The organism is uncultured Vagococcus sp. (assembly GCF_963518325.1).
Taxonomy (GTDB): Bacteria; Bacillota; Bacilli; order Lactobacillales; family Vagococcaceae; genus Vagococcus_D.
On sequence record NZ_CAUQJB010000017.1, the window covers coordinates 1 to 23167 of the forward strand.

Genomic DNA, 23167 nt, shown 5'->3' on the forward strand with positions numbered 1-23167 from the left:
CCTCTAAAGACTAAAGCCTTAAGAATAACGGCACTCCTTTAACTATGATGGTCCGTTGTCCCTTATCTCTAAAGACTAAAGTCTTAAGAATAATGGCACTCCTTTAACTATGATGGTCCGTTGTCCCTTATCTCTAAAGACTAAAGTCTTAAGAATAATGGCACTCCTTTAACTATGATGGTCCGACCTTCAATGCTTTGTACCTCTCTTGTACTTAGCAATTGATGTGAACGGAGCTGTGCCTAGTGTCCCTTACCTCTAAAGACTAAAGCCTTAAGAATAACGGCACTCCTTTAACTATGATGGTCCGACCTTCAATGCTTTGTACCTCTCTTGTACTTAGCGATTGATGTGAACGGAGCTGTGCCTAATGTCCCTTATTTCTTAAAAAATTGCTTATTGGGTTATGCTGTATGTTATCTTTACCTTATCATCTCACTTGCCGTTTTTCAAAGATGAAGCAACTGGATTGTCCCTCAACGTTTTCCTACCATCACGCAATTTTTGTGGAAACGACGGACAAGTCTTAATTCTAAAACGGCCTTGTTAAGAGTCGGTTAAACTGGCAATCGCCAAGGGAGTATGCCTATCTCTTATATTTAGGCAAAAAAACGTTTGCCCATTCGATGTAATATGTATTTTTCTAACTCGACCACCACTAAGATATAACTGGATAATCCTAAGACAATCGCCCAGTGTATGATACCTAAAGACACCAGCCCTAATACAGCAGCTAAAACAGGTACTACCGCTACCATAATCGTCAATGCAAGAGAAAAGAGGGCTGTCCACAAAATCATGTTATTCTCTCTTAAACCAGCTTTAATTAGTGGCTTATTGCTGCGAGCGACAAAAATGTGAATGGTTGAAGAAATAGATAGCACCAAAAATGTCATGGTTTGGCCGACGCCAATACCAGGCGCCACCGTCCCAAGATCGACAAAATTCCCTAGATAAAAGGCTACAAGTGATGTCACGGTAAACGTGGCAGCAGCTGTTACAATACGTCGGTAGCCACCTCTTGAAAAGAGGCTTTCATCAACACCAACTGGTGGCTCAAGCATGATGCCTGCTTCCGCCTTCTCTCGACTTAAACCAAATCCTGGAATCCCGTCAGCTAAGACATTTATAAAGAGTAGTTGAAGACCGTTTAACGGCATCCCCCATCCAACAATAGCAGCCAAAAGCATAATAATTATTTCAGCCACATTGGCAGATAGCAGATAATAGATTGTCTTTTTGATATTGCTATAAACACGGCGCCCTTCAGAAATCGCTTTGACAATGGTTTCGAAGTTATCATCGGCTAAAATAATATCCGAAGCACTTTTTGCTACCTCAGTCCCCGCAATCCCCATGGCAGTCCCAACGTCGGCTGCTTTTAAAGAGGGGGCATCGTTAACTCCATCTCCTGTCATGGCAACTACTTTACCTTTTTGTTGCCACGCCTTAACAATTCTAATTTTATTTTCTGGAGATACTCGAGCGTAAACAGAGATTTGTTCGATTTTTTCTTCCAGCTCTTCATCCTCTATTTTTTCTAACTCAATACCCGTTATGACCAAATCGCCACTTCGGTAAATGTCAAGTTCTTTAGCAATTGCTTTAGCCGTTAGTAGATGATCACCTGTAATCATAATTGGTTTAATGCCTGCTTTTCTTGCCTCTGCAACGGCTAACTCGCTTTCCGGTCGAGGAGGATCAATAATGCCAATCATCCCATAAAAAGTTTGTTCCTCTTCCAATTCGTTTTCTTTCCCATCGGCTGGTAACTGATCAATTAATTTATAAGACAATGCCAAAACTCTTAAGGCATCTTTTGCAAAGTCATCATGTATCTTTGGTGCTTCAGCTTCGTCAAAGCATTGCTTATTCGTTAGATTTGTCGTTAACCGATCAAAAGCTCCTTTGGTTAATACCAGGTAGCCCTGATCCAACTGATGGACAGTGGTCATTTTTTTCCTTGAAGAATCGAATGGTAACTCAAATACTCGTTTATATTTTGATTCCAACTCACTTTTTGTTCCTTCAAGTTCTCCTAATAAATGAATAATGGCTGATTCAGTTGGATCACCATGAACGACCCACTCATTTTCCGTATTTAGTTCTGCCGTTGCGTTAGATGCTAAGGCAAAATAGTCGATTAGTTTTCGATCACCCACGCTCCAGTTTGTTTGTTCATCCGCAAATTTAACCGTTTCATTCAAGACCCACAAACGCTTAACAACCATTTTATTTTGGGTCAATGTACCAGTCTTATCAGAAGCGATGACCGAAGCACTTCCCAGTGTTTCTACTGCTGGAATATTACGAATAATCGCCTTTTTCCGCGCCATATTTTCCACACCGTATATTAAACTAAGGGTCACAATTACTGGCAAGGTTTCTGGCACAGCAGCAACCCCCAAAATGACAGCAGTCATTAAATTTTCAACTACAGGGACTGACGAAGTAAGCGAATTTATAATAAAAATTAACCCACCTGCTAGAAAAGCGAAAACCGCCAAACGTTTCGCTAATCGATCAATCCTTTTTTGCAAGGGGGTTTTATCTTTCTTTTGACTGACCAACAACTTGGCAATTTGCCCCATCTGACTTTCAATCCCAACAGCAACAACGACACCATGCCCATTGCCGTTTAAAACATTCGTGCCAGAAAACGCCATATTTAGTTGATCGCCAATTGGCACATCTGTTTCAAACAACTGATCAGGGTCCTTTTCAATCGGAATACTTTCGCCGCTTAAAGAGGACTCATCAATTTGAAGTGAATTTGCTGATAACAATCGAACGTCGCCGCCTATTTGATCACCTACACTTAAATATATTATGTCACCGACAACTAATTCTTCCGATTGAATCGTTGTCTTTTTCCCCTGTCGTAGGACAACCGAATGAGGTGCTGATAATTGCTTTAACGCAGATAAAGCATTATCCGCCTTTCCTTCTTGGAAAATTGACACTGAAATATTGATAATAACAATTGATAAAATAACAATAGACTTAACATATCCCTCATCTGGCGTTTGCAAAGCTAAAATAAACGAAAAAGCTGATGTCGCTATTAAAATAACATTCATCACTTCAAATAAATGATGAAAAATCTTTTGAAACAACGTTTCTTTTTTGGTTTCTTCAAACTCATTTTTACCGTAATTTTCTCGGTTCCGATCAATCTGTTCCTCTGTCAATCCTTTATTTTTATCAACGTTAACCGTCTTCAGTATACGTTCTATTCTATCTTGTTTAATGTTCATCCTATTCCTCCATACCTGTTATAAACGCCAACATCTGACTTACTTGAGAATAGCAAGAGACCGAATAAATAAAAAGTCATCTTTTTCAGACTGGTATGAAATTTCACTATTAACCGTTTGACTCAGCACAAAAAAACCGCAACCCGTTATTAGTCTCAACAACTGGCTGCAGCTTATTTTCTATTAATTACGAAGGCCATTTGTCACATCAGGAATATCCGTTAAAATCACCTGATTTTGTTCCTTGCCCTCTGTTTCAAAGATAACAATTTCATTGAGGCCCAACTTAAGCTTAGGGCCTGGAATGTAAAGTTTGGTTTGCGGCCCTGCCTGCCAATAGCGGCCTAGATTAAAGCCATTGACAAACACGACGCCTTTCCCCCATTGGGACATATCGATAAAAGTATCACCAACTTCATCTAATTGACATTCGAATTTATTAAAGGTAGGTGTATTTCCAATGACTTTTAACTCATAATCAAGTTCAGTTAATCTGCCGAAATCCAGAGAATAACTTCGCCAGCCTGTTTGAAAAGCACCATTGATAATTACTCCACCAACAATCCCCTTACGCTGACTGTTCATCGTCACAGAATAATTGACGCGCCCCATATTTTCAACCAATATCTGTAATTGATTGGAATCACTCGTCAAATCAAATGCCACAGATTCAGCCATATCTGTATCGTACTTGGTTAAGATTGGTTCATCATTAACGTAAACAGAAGCCCTGTCAGCTGTCTCAATTAAGCGAAAATCTTCAATTTTTCGTTTTCCACCAATATCACTTACATAATAAACATAACCAAATGGTTGATCCATAGCTTCCATATTTAAAGGATATGTGCCAGTATATTCGCTGGCAATATGAATTAAATTAGACGTTAACCCCGTTTGAGCAGTCAAACTAAGGCGCCTAGGAGATAAACGACTAATAGGCGGAATCTCTTCGATTTCAAACTGTCGATAGCCTTGAATCACTTTTTGGAAGGCAACGTATTTATCTGTGGGCTCTCCATACTCATTCAACGGCGCGTCATAGTCATAAGAGGTAGTATCAGGCAATAATTTACCGTAATAATTGGCTCCATTACTAAAACCAAAATTAGTACCACCATGAAACATGTAAATATTAACATGACCTTCGCTTAAAATAGCCTCCAACTCGTTGGCACATGCCACCACATCTGTCGTGTGATGGGCAGGGTCTTGCCAGGCGTCAAACCAGCCTATCCAAAACTCCATTACCATTAAGGGAGCAGGTTTCCCATGAAACTCTCGCAGCTTTTTAAAATGAGCGCTAACCTCTGAACCACAGTTAATTGTCGGCAAGGCCATGTCAGGAAGACTTCCATTAGCCAACATGTCATGCCACGGACCATCTGAAGTGACTAACGGAACGTTTACGCCATTAATCTTCAGCAGCTCTACCATTGACCTTAGATAGTCTTTGTCATTTGAATAACCACCAAACTCATTTTCCACTTGAATCATAATAATCGGCCCACCAGCCGTGATTTGTAAATCTTTTACTTCCATAAAAAAACGTTCGTAGTAATTTTTCACTTTTGCTAAATAAGGTTGGTAATTACTTCTGACACGCATCTCAGGGTCATTTAATAACCAGGATGGTTGGCCACCAAATTCCCACTCTGCACAAATATAAGGAGAGGGTCGCAAAATCACCTTAAGGCCTAAGTCATGGGCTAATTGAATGTACTGTCTAATGTTTAGCCCTTCACTAAAATCAAACTCTCCTTCTCGAGGTTCATGAAAATTCCATGGAACATAGGTTTCAACCGTATTACACCCCATGTTTCGCAACATTTTCAAGCGATGCTCCCAATATTCCGGCACTACTCTAAAATAATGAATGGCTCCTGAAATCACTTTAAATGGTTGGTTATCTAAATAAAAATCATCTTTAATTTCAAATATCTGTGACATGTCATCCTCCATCTCTGATTGTTAACTATCTTTCTCAATCATCTATTTGTTAAATTTAATAATTCTCAAATCTTGAGAATCAACTTCATCGATTGAGCTTACCTGCTGGTCGGAAAGTAAGTCAATTCCTTCTTTTAAGACAGCTATTTTAACCTGCTGAGTCCCATAATTAAGGATAAAACCATAGATGGCTGTCTCAGATTCTCGATATGTAATAGACACATCAGCCTCTTCCACCTTAATTAACTGGAGAGGAGGCTGATAGTTCATCTCCTTTAGAAAATGCTTAAAAAATTTGGTATAATCAGCCTGAGTCAATTGAGTCGACAGATAATAAGCATGCCCTAATCCGAAATCATTTTTAGTAAACGCTGGCATTCCCTCTAACCCCTCACTCTCATAATTCCCTAAGGATACAGCACCGAGAAGATGTAGCTCTTCTTCCCAAATAATGGTCTGATAAGACTGCCCTTCAACCGTGATGGCCCCCTGTTCATTTGGGTAGAGTGGTGAAAATTCATCCACCTCAAGACCCAAAACCTCTTTAAAGGCACCAGGATAACCATCCAAATAAACACTATCGTTTTGATCCACGATACCACTGAAAAAGTTAGCTAATAGTGTGCCTCCCTTTTTAACATAGCTGGCCAAGTTCTGACTGTCTTCAGCTGAGATCATATAAAGATTCTGAGCAATCACCAACCGGTATGCAGACAAGTCCTCACTCGGGTGAACAAAATCAACACTGATATGAGACTCTCTCAGCGCCTGGTAAACTCGCATCATTTGACGAATATAAGTGACTTCTGCCGATGGTTTAGCATCCAACTCCAACGCCCACCAGTTTTCCCAATCAAAAACAATAGCCACATCTGCAACAAACCGAGTTCCAACCAACTCCTTTAACTGAGCTAGTTCATTTCCTAGCTGGGCAACTTCTTGATAAATCCTTGAAGTTGATTTTCCGGAATGTGGTACCATGGCACTATGGTATTTTTCCGCACCGCCTTTAGATTGACGCCATTGGAAAAACATTAGCCCGTCAGCACCATGAGCAATGCTTTCATAGTTCCATAGACGCATTTGACCTGGTGCTTTACGTTTATTAATCTTACGCCAATTTACAGCACCAGTTGCTTGCTCCATAATTAAGAAGGGCTGTTTTTTTAAACTTCTTGTTAGATCGTTCGCTAAAAACTGACCATAAGGGACTTTTTCGCGAGGATTGGGATAAGTATTCCAGCTGACGACATCCATTTCTTTCGCCCACTTAAAGCCATCGACATGCTCGTGAAGCCCCATAAGATTAGTCATAATTGGCATCTGAGAATAAGCCGAGATAGCCTGTTTTTCAATTTGGAATAGCTCCAAATTCATATCCGAAATAAACCGTTTATAGTCTAACTGTTGACTGGGGTTTTTAAAGGTTGGCATTCTTTCCGGCAAAAAAATTTCCTGCCAATTACTGTAAGCTTGACTCCAGAAAGTCGTCGACCAGGCGTGATTCAAGTTGTCAATCGTCTGGTAGTGCTGTTTTAGCCAGCTTTGAAAACTCATTCGACAATGATCACAGTAGCACTCATGAACATGACAGGTATACTCATTGTTTATGTGCCACATGACCAGCCCTGGATGCTTTGCATAACGCTGAGCTACCTTTTCTGTCAACTCTTGGATAGCTCTGCGGTAAACAGGTGATGTTGGACAGTAGTGCTGCCGTGAGCCATGGACAAGACGCTGACCTGCGCTATCAATTGGCATCATCTCAGGGGATTGATTCACTAGCCAAGCTGGTGGCGATGCCGTACCATTGGCCAAGTCAATAGCAATGCTATGTTGATGCAAGAGGTCCATTAACCAATCCAAATGAGTGAAATCGTAAACACCAGCTGCTGGTTGAATATTTTTCCAGCCAAAAATATTAATGCTGACATAGTTTACGCCAGCTTTCTTCATCAATTCCATGTCTTCCATAATGGTTTCACGGTCCCATTGTTCTGGATTATAGTCTCCGCCATAGTAGATTACCTCTTGCCTCATCTCTTCCCCTCGCTTCTTTCAAAATAATAACATTCACTTCTAAAATCACCTTTTTTTATAACTGATGTATAAAAACCGCTACACATTAATTCAGAACCACTAAAAGAACCCAATTCCTGATTTGTATAGACAGCAGATTCAGACAAGCCTGCTAGCTTTAATATACGAAAGGGCGCAGATGCCCGTTCCAAGACATTATAATAAAAAACGAGACACTGAGACTGGTCCGGACTAACAAACATCCACGCACAATCATTGCCTTCAAAAGGGCTTAATAAGCGGTAAAACTGTCCGTATTGAATCAATTGACGGTGTTGTTTGTAAAAGGTAATCTGCTGACTTATTTCTTGTTTTTCCTCTTTTGAAATAGCCGTTAAATCCAGCTCATATCCAAAAGTACCGGACATAGCCACATGGCCTCGCATTTCTAATGAGGTGATGCGCTGAGTCTGGTGATTTGGCACATCTGAAATATGGGCCCCCATTGTAACCGTTGGATAAAGCAGACTTGTTGCATATTGAATTTTCAATCTAGCTACAGCATCGGTGTTATCGCTGGTCCAGGTTTGTGGCATGTAATATAGCATCCCGAGATCAAAACGGCCACCACCTCCTGAGCAACTTTCGAATAAGACTTTTGGAAATTCTGTCGTTAGTTTTTCTAAAAAATCATATAGCCCCAATACATAACGATGATGAGTTTCACCTTGATTAGCAGATAGCCGCCCAACGGAGTATACCTCTGACAAATGACGGTTCATGTCCCATTTCACATAGCTAATTTCATTTTGAGACAAGATCACCTGCATTTTTTGATAAATATGTTCCCGGACATCTTTTCGTGAAAAATCTAATACAAATTGATCTCTACTTCGGGATTTTTCTCTTCCTGGCACTTGGAGCACCCATTCCGGATGATTCCTGAACAAATGACTGTCTTCAGAAACCATCTCCGGTTCAAACCATAAACCAAATGCCACCTTTCTTTCTGCTCCGTGAGCAATCATTTTAGTTAAGCCATTAGGCAACTTCTGCTCGTTGATTTCCCAGTCCCCTAAAGACGTGCGGTCATCCTCTCGTTTACCAAACCAACCATCATCTAAAACAAATAGCTCAATCCCTAAATCACCCGCCTCATCGATTAACTGATTGATGGCTCCTTCATCAAAATCAAAGTAGGTAGCCTCCCAGTTATTAACTAAAATCGGCCGTTCTTTCTTTTTATATTTTCCACGCAACAGACAGTCCTTAGTCATTTGATGGAAAACAGCTGACATCCCGTTAAGACCTTGGTCGGAATACACCATGATGACTTCTGGTGTTTGAAAACTAGCATTAGGTTGAAGTTCCCAGCTAAATTGTTGTTCATTCATGCCAATATTAAGTCGCAACTGATCATATTGCTCTTTTTCAAAAGTAAACTGAAAACTGCCACTATAAACCAGTGAAAACCCAAAGACTTCTCCTTGAAACTCGTTGGTTTCTTTTCTCAACAGAGCCCCAAAAGGGTTTTGCTGATGGCTACTTGATCCCCGTTCCGATCTTAACATCTTGATACCTGATTCTAAGGGTTCGCGTTTTAATTGGCGCTCATTTGCCCAGGCACCTGGCAAGGAGACTAGCTCATAATCGGCATCAACAAAGTCCAATTGCAAACTGTCGATTTTTTCAATTGTCAGGCATTCTTGGCTATTGTTAAGAATCTTTGTTGATCGAACAATAGCCCCTTCTGGAAAGATCGAATAAAGCAGACACAATGTTAACCCATTTATCAGTCTATCTTTTAATTTGATTATCAGCGTCTTAGCTTGATCAGAATAAAAATGAGGTAATCCCTCTAGTGGTGGCTTTCCGTCCAATAGCTCGTATGAGTCGAAACGAAAATCAACCACATTTGAACCATTTGCTTGCTTCACTTTAACACCGGTAGTTCTAAAATCGCCACTGCCGTATGAACTAAACTCCTGCGGTAGCGTATCCCGAGAGTACAAACGATTTTCAGCTGCATAAAAATTAGGCGAAAAAGAGCGATCAACTCGCGGATAATTCCTCCCCCCTTCATAGCTCACAAGAGGAGATCCCACGTATTGGTGGGACACAAGTCCCTGCTCCTCCACTTTAATGACATAACTCATTGTGTCATTTTTAAGATGAAAAATGTTACTTTGTTGATTGACTAAGATTTCAACCATGGTAGGTCCTCCTTTTTTCAATTATTTAACCGAACCAATCATGCCTTGAACAAATTGTTTTTGCATCATAAAGAACAAGATGGCCGTTGGCAAGGTTGACAAGACAATCCCACACATCATCATGCCATAATCAGGTGTGTACGATGCTCCCATCGCTGACAAAATCAGTGGCAGCGTCCTTTTTTCTGGAGACTGCAATGCAACTAATGGCCAAAGATAACTGTTCCATGATCCCATAAAAGTAATAATCGCCGCTGCTGCATAGGTGTTTTTATTGATTGGTACAAAGATTCTAAAAAAGATTGTCAACTCATTTAAACCATCAATTCGAGCGGCTTCTACTAATTCTTTCGGAAAAGATTTGATATTTTGCCTAAAGAAAAAAATTAAAAAGGCTGTGGCTACCGCGGGGATAATTACTGAGAAATAGGAATTTAAGCCGAGCCCTTTAAATCCCGCCCCATTCATTTTGCCAAACATCCGATACAAAGGAATCATCAACGCTGAAAAAGGAACCATCATCGACAATAAAATCACATTAAATATTCGATCTGAGACTTTCGTCTTATATATTTCAAAGCCATAACCAGCTAATGATGAAATCACTAAGGCCAGAACAGTTGTTATAATAGCGATGACCAATGAATTCAAAAAGGCTCCTTTGAAATTCAAGGTATTTTCAAAAAGATGCGTCATATTGGGTATGAGTTCCGACCCTATTTGTAATTTCCCTGTGCTCACGTCGATTGACTTATTGGTCATACCTAAAATCATAAAAACAAAGGGAAAAATTGAAATAAATGCCGCTATCGACAGGAAGATGTATTTAAAAATATTGCCTGCTCTTCTACTCATCTTTATCTCCTCCTAATTTCATTTGAATCATTGCTAAAATAACAATTGCAATCACAATCACAAAGGATACCGCTGCTGCATAACCAAAGTTAGGCGTAAATTTATAACTCAGGTTATAGATATATTGAGACAAGGTCATTGTGGCGTTAGCTGGCCCGCCTCCTGTAATATTATTCACCTCATCGAAAAGTTGTAATGTCCCGATAGTAGAGGTAATGGTCGTAAATAAAATAATCGGTTTTAACATTGGCATTGTAATCCGGAAAAACTTTTGAATTTCATTTGTGCCATCAATCTCTGCTGCCTCATAAATTGAAGGATCAATATTTTGCAAACCCGAAAGGAAGAAAATCATGTTGTAGCCTGTCCATCTCCAAGTAATTGACATGATGATTAAAACCTTCGCCCAAACTGGGTGTGTTAACCATTGAATAGGCTCTCCAATCACATGGATATTCATAAGAATCGTATTAACTAACCCACTTTCTTGAAACAATGTTTTCATGATTAATGAATAAGAAACTAAAGCCGTGATACAAGGTAAAAAAATAGCAATTCTAAAAAACGATTTAAATTTTAAGTCCTTTTGATTTAAAAAAACAGAAATAATCATCGATAAAATAATCATAATAGGCACTTGCACTGCTAAGTATAGCAAGGTATTAAGAGCCGCTTTTTTAAAAGTCGAATCGGATAGCATCCGTTGATAATTAGCTAACCCATCGAACTTCATCGCCATCGGTGTCCCTGTTTGAAAAGACATAACCAAGGCCTGAACCATTGGAACAAATACTAAAATAACAATAAGAACGACAGCTAAAATCGTAAAACGATAACCGATTAATGATTCTTTGTTCTTTTTCATTCTGATACCTCCTAATTTGAATAAGCACATTCCGCCAATATCCTATTTGTTTCATTACATTTTTGTCTTATGAATTCATATTGTTTCTAAAAGACTGACAGGGAATTGGCAAACCGAAAATATGACTCTTTTCATGTCTTCGGTTTGTCTATTCACCGCTGAACAAGGACGAACATTTGAAAGTGAAAAGCTCAATTCACTCTGATGTCGAGTACGTATTGAGCTTTTCAACCTATTCTTTCATTTAATTTTGAATCGCAGCTTCAATTTGCTTCTGAGCATCTTCTAAGGTCTTATCAATATCGGCACCACCAATAATTTTTTGGACGTACTCTGTAAAGATGTTCTCAATGGCATATGTATGTAAACCGTAGTTAACTGCTGGAACTTCTGCTGACCAATTTGAAAAATTTTCAAAGATTTTTTCATTACTGAAAAATTCACTTTCCTCTTTGTAGTTCTCACCGTCTCTGGCAGCTTTCAAAGTACTTACCAAACCAATCTCAGCCGCTAAGGTATTCATTAAATCAACATCTGTGGCAAAGGTCGCTCCTAAAAATTCTTTAGCTAACTTAGTATTGCCAACATCCTTCAAGACATACCAGCTAGCTCCACCAATACTTGATGCATTAATTGATTCAGAAACATTCCCTAAACGGGGAATCTCGGCAATGGCCCATTTACCGCTTTGGTCCTCTGCCCCCATAATCGTACCGGCATACCAGGCACCTGTCGGAGAAGAAGCAACAGCTCCAGAATTCACTGCATTAACGCCAGAATCCCAATCAGAAATTTGGGTTACTGCATCTGTTTTCATCAGATCCACATAAACCTTCAAGGCTTCTTTTAAGACGTTATTATCTTTAATATTTAAGGTTTCACCATCTTCATTTAAATACCAAGAGCCCGCAGATTGCATCATGATTCTCAAAGTACCTAAGTCACTGGGATCTAAGGCAATCATATTTTTACCTGTTTTACTCTTGACATCTTTGGCAATTTTGATATAGTTTTCCCAAGTCAAATCTTTCATATCTGCTGCCTGATAGCCCGCTTCTTCTAAATAATCTGTCCGATAAAACAAACCTGCCACACCTGAATCAAAGGGAACACTGTAAATTTCATCACCAACTTTATTAACAGCAAATTTATATTCAGAAAAATCAGCTTCTTTTACAATGTCTGTTAAAGGCGTAAATGAATCAGGGAAGGAAGTCAAATACCCTTGAATGCGATAATCTTCGATCAATACAATTTCAGGCAACCCATCCAAGTTTCCAGAAGACAAGCTAGTGTTTAACTTCTGAACAATGTCGTCTTGGGCCATTGTTACGACTTCTACTTCTAAATCACTGACATCTTCTTTTTTCTCATATGCTTTAACAGCTTCGTTAACCGCTTTAATATTAAATGATTCATCCCAAGCCCAAACAGTTATTTTATTATCTTTTTCGGACTTGGCTGCGTCTTCTTTACTTGAACAACCGGCAATCAATAAAACGCTTACGATAAGCACCAACCATATTTTTACTTTTTTCATCATGATTCTCCTTGTCTCTTTTTATTTTTAACACCCTCAATATACCGAGAATAGAAAACGATTACAACACTTCTTGATGATTCTCTGTAATAATTACAAAAATCTGTGATTTTTCCAGTTTTCTAAAAATTAATATAAAAAAACCTGTGATATAATAGGGGCATATCCTGTTTTAAGTCACTCGTTCGAGCTGTTTGTTTGACAAATATAATGGGGATATCGATTATGGTAGGAGTAACTCTCTCTAATCAAAGGAGGAAAATAGATTGCGACCAAATAAATTAATCCGTGTTATTTTAGTAGACGATGAAGACTATTTGTTAAAAGGATTAAAAAATATTATCCCTTGGCAGCAATTGGGATTTAGTATTTCTGGCGTTTTTACGTCTGGGGAGGAAGCGCTTCTTTTTTTAACCCACCACGAAGTTGATGTGGTCATTACTGATATTATTATGCCCACTATGACAGGCATTGAGTTAACCAAGATTATCACAGAACGGTATCCAGCTATCACTACTTTAGTCCTAAGTAGTTCAAATGAATTTGAGCATGTGAAAGATGCCTTACTCAGTGGTGCCAAAGACTATATTTTAAAACCGACGGTTAATCACAGATCTATGAAAGCGTTTCTTGAAAAAAATGTGCCTTACAGTATCACCTTGCAGTCCAAGTTACCAGCAACGACTATTCTTAGAGTGGAAGATTTTTCGGCAGTCACCACTACTCAATTTACAGATGACTTTATTTATGGCATCTTATTATTAAACCAATCAGACTTACCACTTCACGGTATTATTCAATACATGGAACAAAACAACTTGGCTAACTGCCATTTATATTCTCAAGATAACCATCACTTACTATTAATCAACACTCCGAAAGAATTAGACACTGACCTGTTTAAAGATGAACTCAGTCAGCAGGCCGTCATCTTTCCGAAAACGACCACCATCAGCCCGATCCAACGAGCCATTGATCTTCTGATTTATTTAAAAACAGAGCTGTCCTTTTATGGCCAAACTATTCTATTATGGCAGTATTCATGGAACGATAACACTCTTGATAATCTCAACAAGCAAAACGGTCGTTTGCAAAAAATCATTAATCAGAAGCAATGGGATACATTTGATACCATATTTTACAATAATTTTGTCAAGTCACCCTTTTTTATCCCTCGGGAAGAGATTATTTCCATTTACTTAAATCTTGCACTATCCCTTTTTCAAGCCGCAACTGTCGATGGTATCACATTAGCTGAAACAAAAATTTCTGTCCTAAAATCCATCACTGGTAAAAAAAGTTTGCAGGAGTTAAATCAAGAGATACTGTCAATTTTCGCTACTATTCGGCAACCTAAAAAGTCTGCTAATGTGGATCAACAAATCTTAGAATACATTCAAGCGAATTATCAGCTAAAAATTAACTTAAACGATGTGGCAGAACACTTTCATTTTAACTACAACTATCTTTCGAATTATTTCACCTCTGTTATGGGAACTAATTTTTCAGATTATATCAATCGAATTCGCATTGAAAAAGCGAAAGAGTTATTACGTCAAGAAGTTGAATCCATTAACGAAATCGCTGAAGAAGTTGGTTTTTCAGATGTTGGTTATTTCTCGAAAGTATTTAAAAAAGCCGTTGGATTAACGCCATCCAAGTATAGGAGGACGGTTGAGCGTGATTAAAAAAATCAAAGCACAGTTTTTTTCAAGGGAACTCTATTACGAGCTTCTAATGATTATTATTGTTAGTTTAACTTGTTTGGGAATTCTAACAGCCAATATAGCTGTAAAGCGTTCAGAATCTAGCTATATTAACTCTTATGTTGAGTCCAATCAGTTAATCCTTGAACGATCTTCAATTGAATTCGAGAATCTAAATAACACGATCAACAACATGCTTTCCAGCATAAAGAGCAGCAACGCCACTCAAAATTATTTCACACAATTCCGTACAACTCAGGAAAAATATCAAGATATTGTCGCTCTCAGGCACTTTTTAGATGAAACCAAAACGACCTTGTACGATGGCATTAATTATAATTTAATCCTAATCGGCCTGAATGACAATACTTATTATAATCAAAGCACACGAGTTTATTCTCAGGATGAACTAATCAATAAAGAATTTATCAAACAAGTTAATACCGATCCCGAGCATATTCAGGCCTTTTTCCTGTCAAGTGGTCTGACCGCACTCACTAGAGGTGAAGCTATTCACCTTTTCGTCAGTGCCGTACTAGACGATCGGCAGTCTATTTTAGGTTATGCCTTTATTGAAATTACCGAGGCTGATTTCAGTTCTCTTTACAATGACATTATCGCAACCAATGTCAATACAATCAAAATTGTGACCGCAGAAAATAAAATAATTTCGTCAAATAACCCATCCTTATTGGGAACCACCACTAATCAGGAACAGCAACTTCCACGGTTCATTGAACAGGAAACACCCATTCAAACCCTTAACCTTCGCTTAATCAGTACCATTGACAAGCAAGCATTAGGGAAGCAAATGAACGTTTGGCCACCTGTGCTAACCGTATTAATCCTAATTATTGCCATTATTTCAATTGTCCTCTCTGCTTATATTAGACATATCCTTAAACCGATTTATCAATTAATTGCCCTGACGCCGAAAATAATAGAAGGTGATTTTAATCAGCCAATGACTGTCAGTGGAACAAAAGAAATTAAAGAGTTAATTACCTCCTATAACCACATGCAGCAAGGGTTAAACATCTTCGTCCAACAATTAATAAAGGCCGAAAACGAAAAAAAAGAAGCAGAGATTGGGGCTCTTCAGTTACAAATAAAACCTCATTTTATTTACAACACCTTAACAAGTATTAAGTTTCTAATTCTTCAAAATCAAAATGAGTTAGCCGCTGAGACCATTGAAGCCTTCTCAAAACTACTTGAATACAGTATTTATAATGACAAAGAAATGATCACCCTAAAAGAAGAAATAACTTTAAGTCAGCAATTCGCCAAAATATTGCAAACACGTTATGGTGATCGCATCCAATTGCTCTCAATGGTTTTCCCAGAATTTAATGAGATTTTGATCCCCAAATTAGTCCTGCAACCCTTTATTGAGAATGCCTTTATTCATGGCTTCCCTCACAATATGTCAGGTACTATTGTGATTGACGCCTCACTGGTCAATGAGTATTTGGAAATCGAAATCATCGACACCGGTGTGGGCTTCGCAAATGCCGAGGATCACTCCGATAAAACCTTCTCAGGTATCGGCATCCACAATATTAATCAGCGCTTAAGCTTGATCTATCAAGACGATTACTGTCTATCAGTCAACACCATGGAATCTAACGGAACTCTGATAACCCTAAAAATCCCAATAAAAAAAGCCGAAGTTGACTAACTTCGGCTTTTTGACAATTATTATTTTGGCAGAATGGCTTCTTCCAGTTTTTTGATTCTCTGATGAACTGCAATAAATTCCAAAGCGATTTCTTTTGTCAACTCAGCATTCATTAACTGATCCTCAGCATGGGAGAGTAGGAGCGTCATCACTATTTGATCACCATTAGCTTCTTTTTGGATCAAATGACGATGAGCCTCATGAGCCAATAAAAAAAAGTTTTCCCCTTCTTTAATGAAAGCTATCGCTTGATCAAAATCGCCCTCTTTAGCTTTGTTAATTGCTTCAAAACACTTGCTTCTGGCACCGCCTGCATTGGTAATCAATTGAAAAGAGGTCAATTCCAGTTCTTTCATTACAAGACTCCTATCAATTTTTGTGCCATTTCCAAGGCCTTTTTGCCATCCATCATGCCATAAATCGCCATATCAATATCAGCGACTGGACAAGGGACAACCTTTTTGACTTCTTCTAGTTTATAAGCGATTTGTGGACCAATCAAAATACAGTCAGCCTCAGCTCCCACTTTTTTAGCAGCATCAACCGCATACGCATCAATTTCACAGTTAAATTGCTGAGCTGTCGCTTCTTTTTTCATGTTATTAACGAGGACGCTAGTAGACATCCCCCCAGCACATAACAAAATTATTTTTTTCATACGACTTACACTTCCTTTATCATTCATTTAGTTTTGCCCTTCTTCTGTCAGATAGACTTTATCTTGAACAGCTATAAAGGGTATATAAATTAAAATACAAGCTAATAATTGAAGCAGCTGAGAGATGATTCCTTGCCAGCCGTTAAATAAAAAACCTTGAATGATGATAGGAAAACCAGTTGGAATTTGGACACCATTATGATAGGGCAAAAAGCCAACAATAGTGAGTAAATAAGCGATTAGCACTGAAACAGCCGGAGTTAACAGCAATGGAATTAGCATGCTGACATTCATCACTTGAGGAATCCCGAATTTAATTGGTTCAGATATGCCAAACATCGATGGAATCAAGCCAACTTTCCCAACCGCTTTCATGCGTTCTGACTTGGATCTGAAGATACACAAGATCGCCACTGCAAAGGATCTGGCTCCACGATTATTCAAAATAAATCCCATTGTAAAAAGATAAGGCAAGGCCTCACCAGCACCATAAGCGGCTAAGTTGGCCACACCTGGCTCATAAAAAACTAGCATCAAAATCGGATAAACCGCCAAGACACCATGCATACCGAAAAACCACAATAACTCTATAAAAGAGACAATCAGCATGCATGCTACAATATTAGCCCCTAAAGCTGTCATTGGTGTTTGCACAATTTTATAGACCAATGCTGATAAACTTCCAAATGGTGTTTGACTTAAGACTACATAGACAATGGCCATTAAAGTCGAAACCAATACGCCTGGGACAATGGCTGCAAAGGATTTATTGACCACCGGCGGAACTGAGTCCGGCATTTTTATAACAAAATTCTTTTCAACAAATAAGGCGTATAAGCGAGCACCCACTAACCCACCAATCATGGCCACAAACATCCCTGTGGAGCCAAGGTTTTCAGTACTTAGACCTTTAAATTCCTCTGTAACTGTCAGCGGCGTCAGGATCAAAAAAGATAATAGACCAACAATTCCCCCGTTTACCGCATCTGAGTCCAATAATTCGCTCAGTTTATAGCCAATTAAAAAGGCTACATAGACTGACACAATATCAATGGTCATAGCATTAACTTGTGTCAATAAGCTGCGGATCCCCGTTGCTTCCATAAATGCAGCTGAAGGGCCAATATTAATGGCACCGATTAATGAGGCCACAGAACTGATCATCATAATCGGCATTAAACCCATCATAGCAGTCGATATTGCTTTCATATAAATATTTTCTTGAAACTTACCTGTTACTTTCAATAACGTTCCTTTAAGTTTATCCATGGTATTCCTCCCATTTTAACTACTCTAAATACAAATTCCTTAATGAGTCAATTTGATCATCCGTCACCTGTAGAATATCCTTAACATACCCTTCAATTCCACCAAAATCATGATCAATTATGTCCAAGGCAGTTTTCAAGAACAACTCATTAGCTTCTTTGAAATAGCGCATGGCTTGCACTATATCAGCATTTCCGGTCTCAGCCAGCATCGCGTTCAAACTAGACTCATTTTTATCTTTTTTGTAATAGTTGGTCAACAAATAGTCCGCCATTACCTCTTCTCTAGAAACTCCTAGCAACAGAAGAATCAGTGCAATACCATATCCCGTTCGATCTTTTCCGCCACGACAGTGCTGAACCAGAGGTGTATTTTCTGGATTCATTACTAATTCAAGCATTTCTTTAAAGACCTCTTGGCTACGCAGCCCCATTACAAATTCACGATTTTGAACAGTCATTAACTCTTTCGCTAATTTCGCCGTCATCTTTGATAAATCGTATACATCTGCTTCATTGTTTTCACTGGCCGCTAAAGCGGCAATATTCGCAATCGGATCTAGCTTAATAAGCCTTGCACCAGGAATCGGCAAATCCTCATTATCCAGTCGTTCCTTCTCATTTCGGTAATCGATAATGGTTTTTATTCCCATCTCACTTAGCTTTGTCACATCTGTCGGCGTTAATTTACTCAATTCATCTGAACGGTACAATTGACCATACTTAACCTTCCGACCGCCCAAACCCTGATAGCCCCCAATATCCCTAAAATTAAACGTTCCTTCTAAATTAACATAACGCTTATCCATTCTTTCACCTTTTCACTTATATATTTTCTAATTCCCTCGTTAATGACTCAAAGGTTCGCTGACGCAATATATTATTTACTCTTTCCGGCGATGTCATCACCCCTACAATTTTTTCCAGCAAAGGCTTGTACAATTCACTGTCATCTTTACTAATTGAAACCAAGATCACGATTTTCACTCGCCGTTGTTCCCATATGATCCCCTCTTTCAGTAAGGCAACCGCAATAAAGGTCTCATCCGTCACCACTCTTGAAGGATGGGGAAAGGCGATATTAGTGACTAAATCTGTCCCTAAAAACCGTTCTCGTTCCCAGACGAGCTCGCCAAACTCTTTAGGAACCTTTTTGACTTTCTCAATCGTTCTTATCATTTCATCGAGTATCCTTTGTCGATTTGGCAAATCAAGGCAGTCAACAAACAACTCTTTGGAAAAATACTGCAACACCTCATTCTTTTTCATCAATACCGACTCTATTTTTTTGATTGATAAATCATCTAAGAAAAATGAAAATTCAAAGACCGGCACTGACAACCTAACATCCTCTGGCAGCTTAATCGTCGTAAAAATGTAATCATAATCTTCATTGGGATTATCCGGTATGTCACTGACATCACAAACGCTGATGGAAGACAAATACTTAGTAAATAATTGCTCAAATTTGATTTTTAGCAGTTGGGCACTGGCCCGTCCACTTGCACAAATAATCAACACATCTTTTTTGTCAATTTGTTCTTGCTTTTTGTGCAAGGCAACATCAAAATGAATCGCAAAATAACTCAATTCATGATCTGAAAGAATCGTGTGATAATTCTCGTTAATCATCTGACCACAGATAATGGCTAAATCATAACCTGCTACGGATTCAACTTTCACTTCATCAAGAATTGGATTTTTAAGCTCAATCCCATACCTAATTCGTGATAATAAAGGAACTAGATGAAGAGCCAACATCATTCTTAAATCAAAATCCTGCAATAAATCAATCTTCTTGTTGTCATAAATTTTTTGTAAAATATCTGCCACTAATTGATTAATCTCAGGAGATATCCTTTTAGTGTCATTGGTTGTCAGAACTTTTTTTCCAACTAAATGCATGGCAATATAATCAATTTCCCCATGTAATACACTGATTAAATACACCTTTTCAATTTGCCTGATAATACAGGTGGCTAGTTGAACTTCCCTCCCATTAACCTCAGTAATTGCAACAGACGGACTCAGCTCGATTGACCGACCTGCAGAGCTCCGACGCAACATAATAACCAAATGATTAACTAAGTTTTTTTGAATGGCAATCGGCATGGTGTAATTTACTAATTTAAGTTGTTCTTGAACGATCATTAAAATATCGTGGTAAACCCGATCTCTTTCTTCAACCGAAATCGGGTCATGTGAATGATTGCCATTTTCTAATATGCCATCCTGCACATAATAACTGGCAATAAAGCGACGAAAATTTAATTCACTGCCTTCAATCCTCATTCCATAATGAGCTTTACTTGCGAGCCTTAGTCGATATTGGTTTAAAATCCGTCGCAGTTCCTTTAATAGTGTGGTTAATTTTGACCGAGAAATAAATAATTGTTCACAAAGATCTTCTGCCGTTAAATAATTCCTTTGAGAGATAAAGAGGATAATGCACTCACGCAAATCAGTATCTGCTGTCCCAGTCCCTTTTTCTACCCTTTCCATCAGTCTCGCAAATTTTAACTGATGGTCAATTTTAATTGAACTCCAACTCCTGGCAACATGTCAATTCGAGCCCCATACCTCCTAACGTTTTCATTAACCACTTTAATCCGATTACGGACTGTGCGAGAACTGCGGTTAATCCATGTCCCAATCTGCTCACTTGCCAATGGTTCCTTTTGCTTATACAGCAATGCTAAAATTTCAAAATCCAACTCATCCAACACCAATCTTCCACCCTCATTCTTCGATATGGAAAGTATTATAACAAACAAGTCTCGATCACTTAACTACACTTCAAATTGTAAACGAATTCATTCTTTTTTCCAGTTATCTATTTTCCACATCTTTTAAACTTCTGGCGATTGCTTTCCACATCTCCACCAGAGTTTCCTAGCTCACAGACAATCAATGAAGATACCAGACTTTATTTCTATATTCGAAAAAAACACCTCTGAACTAGGAGGTGTTTCACTTTATTTGCAATTTAGGATTAGTCAAACAAAGGCAGTTCGAAAATTCCCCCTTGACGTTCAATTAAACGATTATCGCTAAAGCCAGTGTAAGGGCCAATCTTCTTGCCGAATCGTTCGTACAATGAAAAGACCTTTCGGTGTGACGATTTAATATACCCTTTCTTCCTACCTTAAAGTTTGAGCATTTTTTATCATGCTCAGCCAGTCACCATTGCATTACCATTATAACAATAAAAGGATTGATTTTTAACCGTTTTATCTATTTTTTTAGCAATATCAGTTCAATTCTCCGCCATGGAAATATAATTCAAACACTTTTTCTTGTTCATAATAGATGATTTCCTTCCCTTGAAACCACTCAAAATCCCCTTCAGTTTGACAGTAGTAATGGTAACTCCCTTTACTGTACTGGTTGGGTCCTCTAAAAGGTGAGTTTCTGGGGACGCGCATCAATGCTTCTTTGAGAAAGGACGAAGAAAAACGATCACTCAGTACCTTTCCTGAATAAGCTAGTGCCCAAAGGGGGCGTTGCTGATGATAAACCAGTTCCTCTCCTACAAAGACCTCATTCCCCACATAGCTATCATGATAATGATAGTCGCCTTCTTGAAAACGATAATCCTTGGATCCATGACGAAGAACTAACGTCTCTTGAGGACCATTTGCCCCATAGGTATGCCGCTTTGCCAGATGGACAAAGGACTGGCATTCCCTCATATCCAGCTGAACCCTTAAGCTACCATCAGAGCACTCCTCCTTCACCAGAGAATCAATGCTGACTTTAAACAGTTCACTCAACTTTATTACATTTAAGATATCTGGTAAAACAGAGCCACTTTCCCATTTAGTCACCGCTTGTCGAGTAACTCCAAGTTTCTCAGCCAGTTCTTCCTGAGATACGCCAAATCCTTTTCTTAATTCTCTGATTTTATCATTAAACATAGTGACCTCCTTAAGTGTCACTTAAGTTTAGTATAATTCGCCACCATAGACAAGCAACCCTCCTCGTCATTATTGCACTTTACAGTTTACACCCAATAGTCGTTGCATTTCGACGGTTTGGGCAAATAAAAAAGAGCGGGTTTCCCCACTCCTATTGCTCTGATGCCAATAATGGTGCCAATGTCTGGCGAAGTTGCTGATTATCTTCTTCATGACCGACTGTGATTCGCAACCAGCCTGGTCGCAAGCCTGCTCTCACAATAAAACCTGTTGCCATCAATTTCTGGGCTAAAAGGTGACTGTCCTTTTGGGTATCAAAGAAGATAAAGTTAGCTTGGGACGTATAATAAGTTAACCCATGCGCCGCCATAAAGGTCTCCCATTTGGCCATTTCAAGCCGATTGACAGCCACTGTTTGAGCGATAAACGATTGATCCTCCAATGCCACAATCGCCCCTCGTTGGGCTAGACTGCTGGTGTTGAAAGGCGGCCTGACAATTTCAAAAGCACGGCCCAATTGTTCGGGAATCACAGCGTATCCAATCCTTAAACCAGCCAACCCGTAGGCTTTTGAGAAAGTCCGCATCACTAATAAATTAGCATAGGTTCCCAATAAAGGGAGACTAGTGCTTTCGGCTTCACATGTGACGTACTCTTGGTAGGCCTCATCGCTGATGACGAGAACATCACTGGGTACCTTCGCAATAAAGCTGGCAATTTCTCTTTGAGGAATATACGTGCCTGTAGGATTATTGGGATTACATAGCCAAATGATTTTCGTTTGATCCGTAATCGCCGCTAACATCCCCGCCAAGTCCATCAAGCCCTGAGAATCAACGGGAACCTTTACAACCTCTGCTCCTTCAATTACTCCGTGGAGTTCGTATTGTGAAAAGGTTGGATCTGCCACAATAATCTCGTCACCGGGATTCAAGAGAGAGCGGGAGATAATTTGAATCACATCGTCCAAGCCAGCCCCTATTAATAACTGATTTTCCTTAACGCCAAGAAATTCGACTAATTTGGTTTTTAATGCCTTAGCACCACCATCGGGATAATATTCCAAATCACCTAAAGCCTCTTTCAATGCGGCCTGAACCTTTTTTGATGAACCAAAAGGATTTTCGTTTGAAGCCAATTTGACTACCTTAGCTAAATCAAAGGCTTGCTGAACCTCTGCCAGTGGCTTCCCTGGGACATAGGGACTTAAGCTAGCCAGTGTCGTCTTTTCTCTCATGCTT

The 23167-nt window shown here is 39.0% G+C and carries 17 protein-coding genes; 2 read left to right on the top strand and 15 right to left on the bottom strand.

The features are described from left to right. Positions 1-599 precede the first annotated feature (599 nt). The 7 genes from RWN13_RS13820 to RWN13_RS13850 form a co-directional block, all read right to left on the bottom strand. Positions 600-3257: a cation-translocating P-type ATPase gene (locus RWN13_RS13820; RefSeq protein WP_314064715.1), complete on the bottom strand. Its 2658-nt coding sequence runs from the start codon at positions 3255-3257 to the stop codon at positions 600-602. 183 nt (positions 3258-3440) lie between these two features. Then, on the bottom strand, positions 3441-5204 hold the full coding sequence (locus tag RWN13_RS13825) for a beta-galactosidase (protein WP_314064718.1): 1764 nt from the start codon (positions 5202-5204) through the stop codon (positions 3441-3443). Between the two features lie 42 nt (positions 5205-5246). After that, positions 5247-7244: a beta-galactosidase gene (locus tag RWN13_RS13830; protein WP_314064721.1), complete on the bottom strand. Its 1998-nt coding sequence runs from the start codon at positions 7242-7244 to the stop codon at positions 5247-5249. Continuing rightward, the gene (locus tag RWN13_RS13835) at positions 7241-9436 is read right to left on the bottom strand and encodes an alpha-galactosidase (RefSeq protein ID WP_314064724.1); all 2196 of its coding nucleotides are present in this window, start codon (positions 9434-9436) and stop codon (positions 7241-7243) included. The genes RWN13_RS13830 and RWN13_RS13835 overlap by 4 nt, the downstream gene beginning before the upstream one ends. Before the next feature lie 21 nt (positions 9437-9457). Beyond that, positions 9458-10291, bottom strand: a complete 834-nt coding sequence (locus tag RWN13_RS13840; protein WP_314064727.1) for a carbohydrate ABC transporter permease — start codon at positions 10289-10291, stop codon at positions 9458-9460. Beyond that, complete coding sequence (locus RWN13_RS13845; protein ID WP_314064730.1) at positions 10284-11156, bottom strand: sugar ABC transporter permease; 873 nt, start codon at positions 11154-11156, stop codon at positions 10284-10286. Before RWN13_RS13845 ends, RWN13_RS13840 begins: the two co-directional genes overlap by 8 nt. 244 nt (positions 11157-11400) lie before the next feature. Beyond that, complete coding sequence (locus RWN13_RS13850) at positions 11401-12696, bottom strand: extracellular solute-binding protein (protein WP_314064733.1); 1296 nt, start codon at positions 12694-12696, stop codon at positions 11401-11403. A 266-nt stretch (positions 12697-12962) separates the two neighbouring features. On the opposite strand from RWN13_RS13850, the gene RWN13_RS13855 reads away from it, so the two are divergent. Together RWN13_RS13855 and RWN13_RS13860 are read left to right on the top strand one after the other, a co-directional pair. Next, the gene (locus RWN13_RS13855; protein ID WP_314064736.1) at positions 12963-14384 is read left to right on the top strand and encodes a helix-turn-helix domain-containing protein; all 1422 of its coding nucleotides are present in this window, start codon (positions 12963-12965) and stop codon (positions 14382-14384) included. Further along, a complete protein-coding gene (locus RWN13_RS13860; RefSeq protein WP_314064738.1) occupies positions 14377-16083 on the top strand; it encodes a histidine kinase in 1707 nt (568 codons plus the stop codon). Before RWN13_RS13855 ends, RWN13_RS13860 begins: the two co-directional genes overlap by 8 nt. A 20-nt stretch (positions 16084-16103) precedes the next feature. Here RWN13_RS13860 and RWN13_RS13865 read toward each other — a convergent pair whose 3' ends face one another. From RWN13_RS13865 to hisC, 8 genes are all read right to left on the bottom strand, one after another. Further along, complete coding sequence (locus tag RWN13_RS13865; protein ID WP_314064741.1) at positions 16104-16439, bottom strand: PTS lactose/cellobiose transporter subunit IIA; 336 nt, start codon at positions 16437-16439, stop codon at positions 16104-16106. After that, positions 16439-16741: a PTS sugar transporter subunit IIB gene (locus RWN13_RS13870; RefSeq protein WP_314064744.1), complete on the bottom strand. Its 303-nt coding sequence runs from the start codon at positions 16739-16741 to the stop codon at positions 16439-16441. Before RWN13_RS13870 ends, RWN13_RS13865 begins: the two co-directional genes overlap by 1 nt. 27 nt (positions 16742-16768) lie before the next feature. Beyond that, positions 16769-18010 carry a PTS transporter subunit EIIC gene (locus tag RWN13_RS13875; RefSeq protein ID WP_314064747.1) on the bottom strand — a complete coding sequence of 414 codons (1242 nt, stop codon included), beginning with the start codon at positions 18008-18010 and terminating at the stop codon, positions 16769-16771. A 19-nt stretch (positions 18011-18029) separates the two neighbouring features. After that, the gene (locus tag RWN13_RS13880; protein ID WP_314064750.1) at positions 18030-18818 is read right to left on the bottom strand and encodes a tyrosine-protein phosphatase; all 789 of its coding nucleotides are present in this window, start codon (positions 18816-18818) and stop codon (positions 18030-18032) included. 16 nt (positions 18819-18834) lie between these two features. Then, entirely contained in the window at positions 18835-20511 is a 1677-nt protein-coding gene (locus RWN13_RS13885; RefSeq protein ID WP_314064753.1) for a PRD domain-containing protein, read from the bottom strand. 14 nt (positions 20512-20525) lie between these two features. Continuing rightward, entirely contained in the window at positions 20526-20735 is a 210-nt protein-coding gene (locus tag RWN13_RS13890) for an HTH domain-containing protein (protein ID WP_314064756.1), read from the bottom strand. A 525-nt stretch (positions 20736-21260) separates the two neighbouring features. Further along, positions 21261-21926, bottom strand: coding sequence for a DUF5680 domain-containing protein (locus RWN13_RS13895; protein ID WP_314064759.1), 666 nt, complete (start codon positions 21924-21926; stop codon positions 21261-21263). Positions 21927-22077: 151 nt separating this feature from the next. Then, positions 22078-23163 carry a histidinol-phosphate transaminase gene (gene hisC, locus RWN13_RS13900; protein ID WP_314064762.1) on the bottom strand — a complete coding sequence of 362 codons (1086 nt, stop codon included), beginning with the start codon at positions 23161-23163 and terminating at the stop codon, positions 22078-22080. Positions 23164-23167: the final 4 nt, after the last annotated feature.

Coding starts and splice junctions, on each gene's coding strand:
- RWN13_RS13825 (WP_314064718.1), bottom strand. CDS start 5,204: ATGTCACAGATATTTGAAATTAAAGATGATTTTTATTTAGATAACCAA.
- RWN13_RS13850 (WP_314064733.1), bottom strand. CDS start 12,696: ATGAAAAAAGTAAAAATATGGTTGGTGCTTATCGTAAGCGTTTTATTG.
- RWN13_RS13845 (WP_314064730.1), bottom strand. CDS start 11,156: ATGAAAAAGAACAAAGAATCATTAATCGGTTATCGTTTTACGATTTTA.
- RWN13_RS13835 (WP_314064724.1), bottom strand. CDS start 9,436: ATGGTTGAAATCTTAGTCAATCAACAAAGTAACATTTTTCATCTTAAA.
- RWN13_RS13840 (WP_314064727.1), bottom strand. CDS start 10,291: ATGAGTAGAAGAGCAGGCAATATTTTTAAATACATCTTCCTGTCGATA.
- RWN13_RS13830 (WP_314064721.1), bottom strand. CDS start 7,244: ATGAGGCAAGAGGTAATCTACTATGGCGGAGACTATAATCCAGAACAA.
- RWN13_RS13875 (WP_314064747.1), bottom strand. CDS start 18,010: ATGGATAAACTTAAAGGAACGTTATTGAAAGTAACAGGTAAGTTTCAA.
- RWN13_RS13820 (WP_314064715.1), bottom strand. CDS start 3,257: ATGAACATTAAACAAGATAGAATAGAACGTATACTGAAGACGGTTAAC.
- RWN13_RS13885 (WP_314064753.1), bottom strand. CDS start 20,511: ATGGAAAGGGTAGAAAAAGGGACTGGGACAGCAGATACTGATTTGCGT.
- RWN13_RS13870 (WP_314064744.1), bottom strand. CDS start 16,741: ATGAAAAAAATAATTTTGTTATGTGCTGGGGGGATGTCTACTAGCGTC.
- hisC (WP_314064762.1), bottom strand. CDS start 23,163: ATGAGAGAAAAGACGACACTGGCTAGCTTAAGTCCCTATGTCCCAGGG.
- RWN13_RS13895 (WP_314064759.1), bottom strand. CDS start 21,926: ATGTTTAATGATAAAATCAGAGAATTAAGAAAAGGATTTGGCGTATCT.
- RWN13_RS13865 (WP_314064741.1), bottom strand. CDS start 16,439: ATGAAAGAACTGGAATTGACCTCTTTTCAATTGATTACCAATGCAGGC.
- RWN13_RS13880 (WP_314064750.1), bottom strand. CDS start 18,818: ATGGATAAGCGTTATGTTAATTTAGAAGGAACGTTTAATTTTAGGGAT.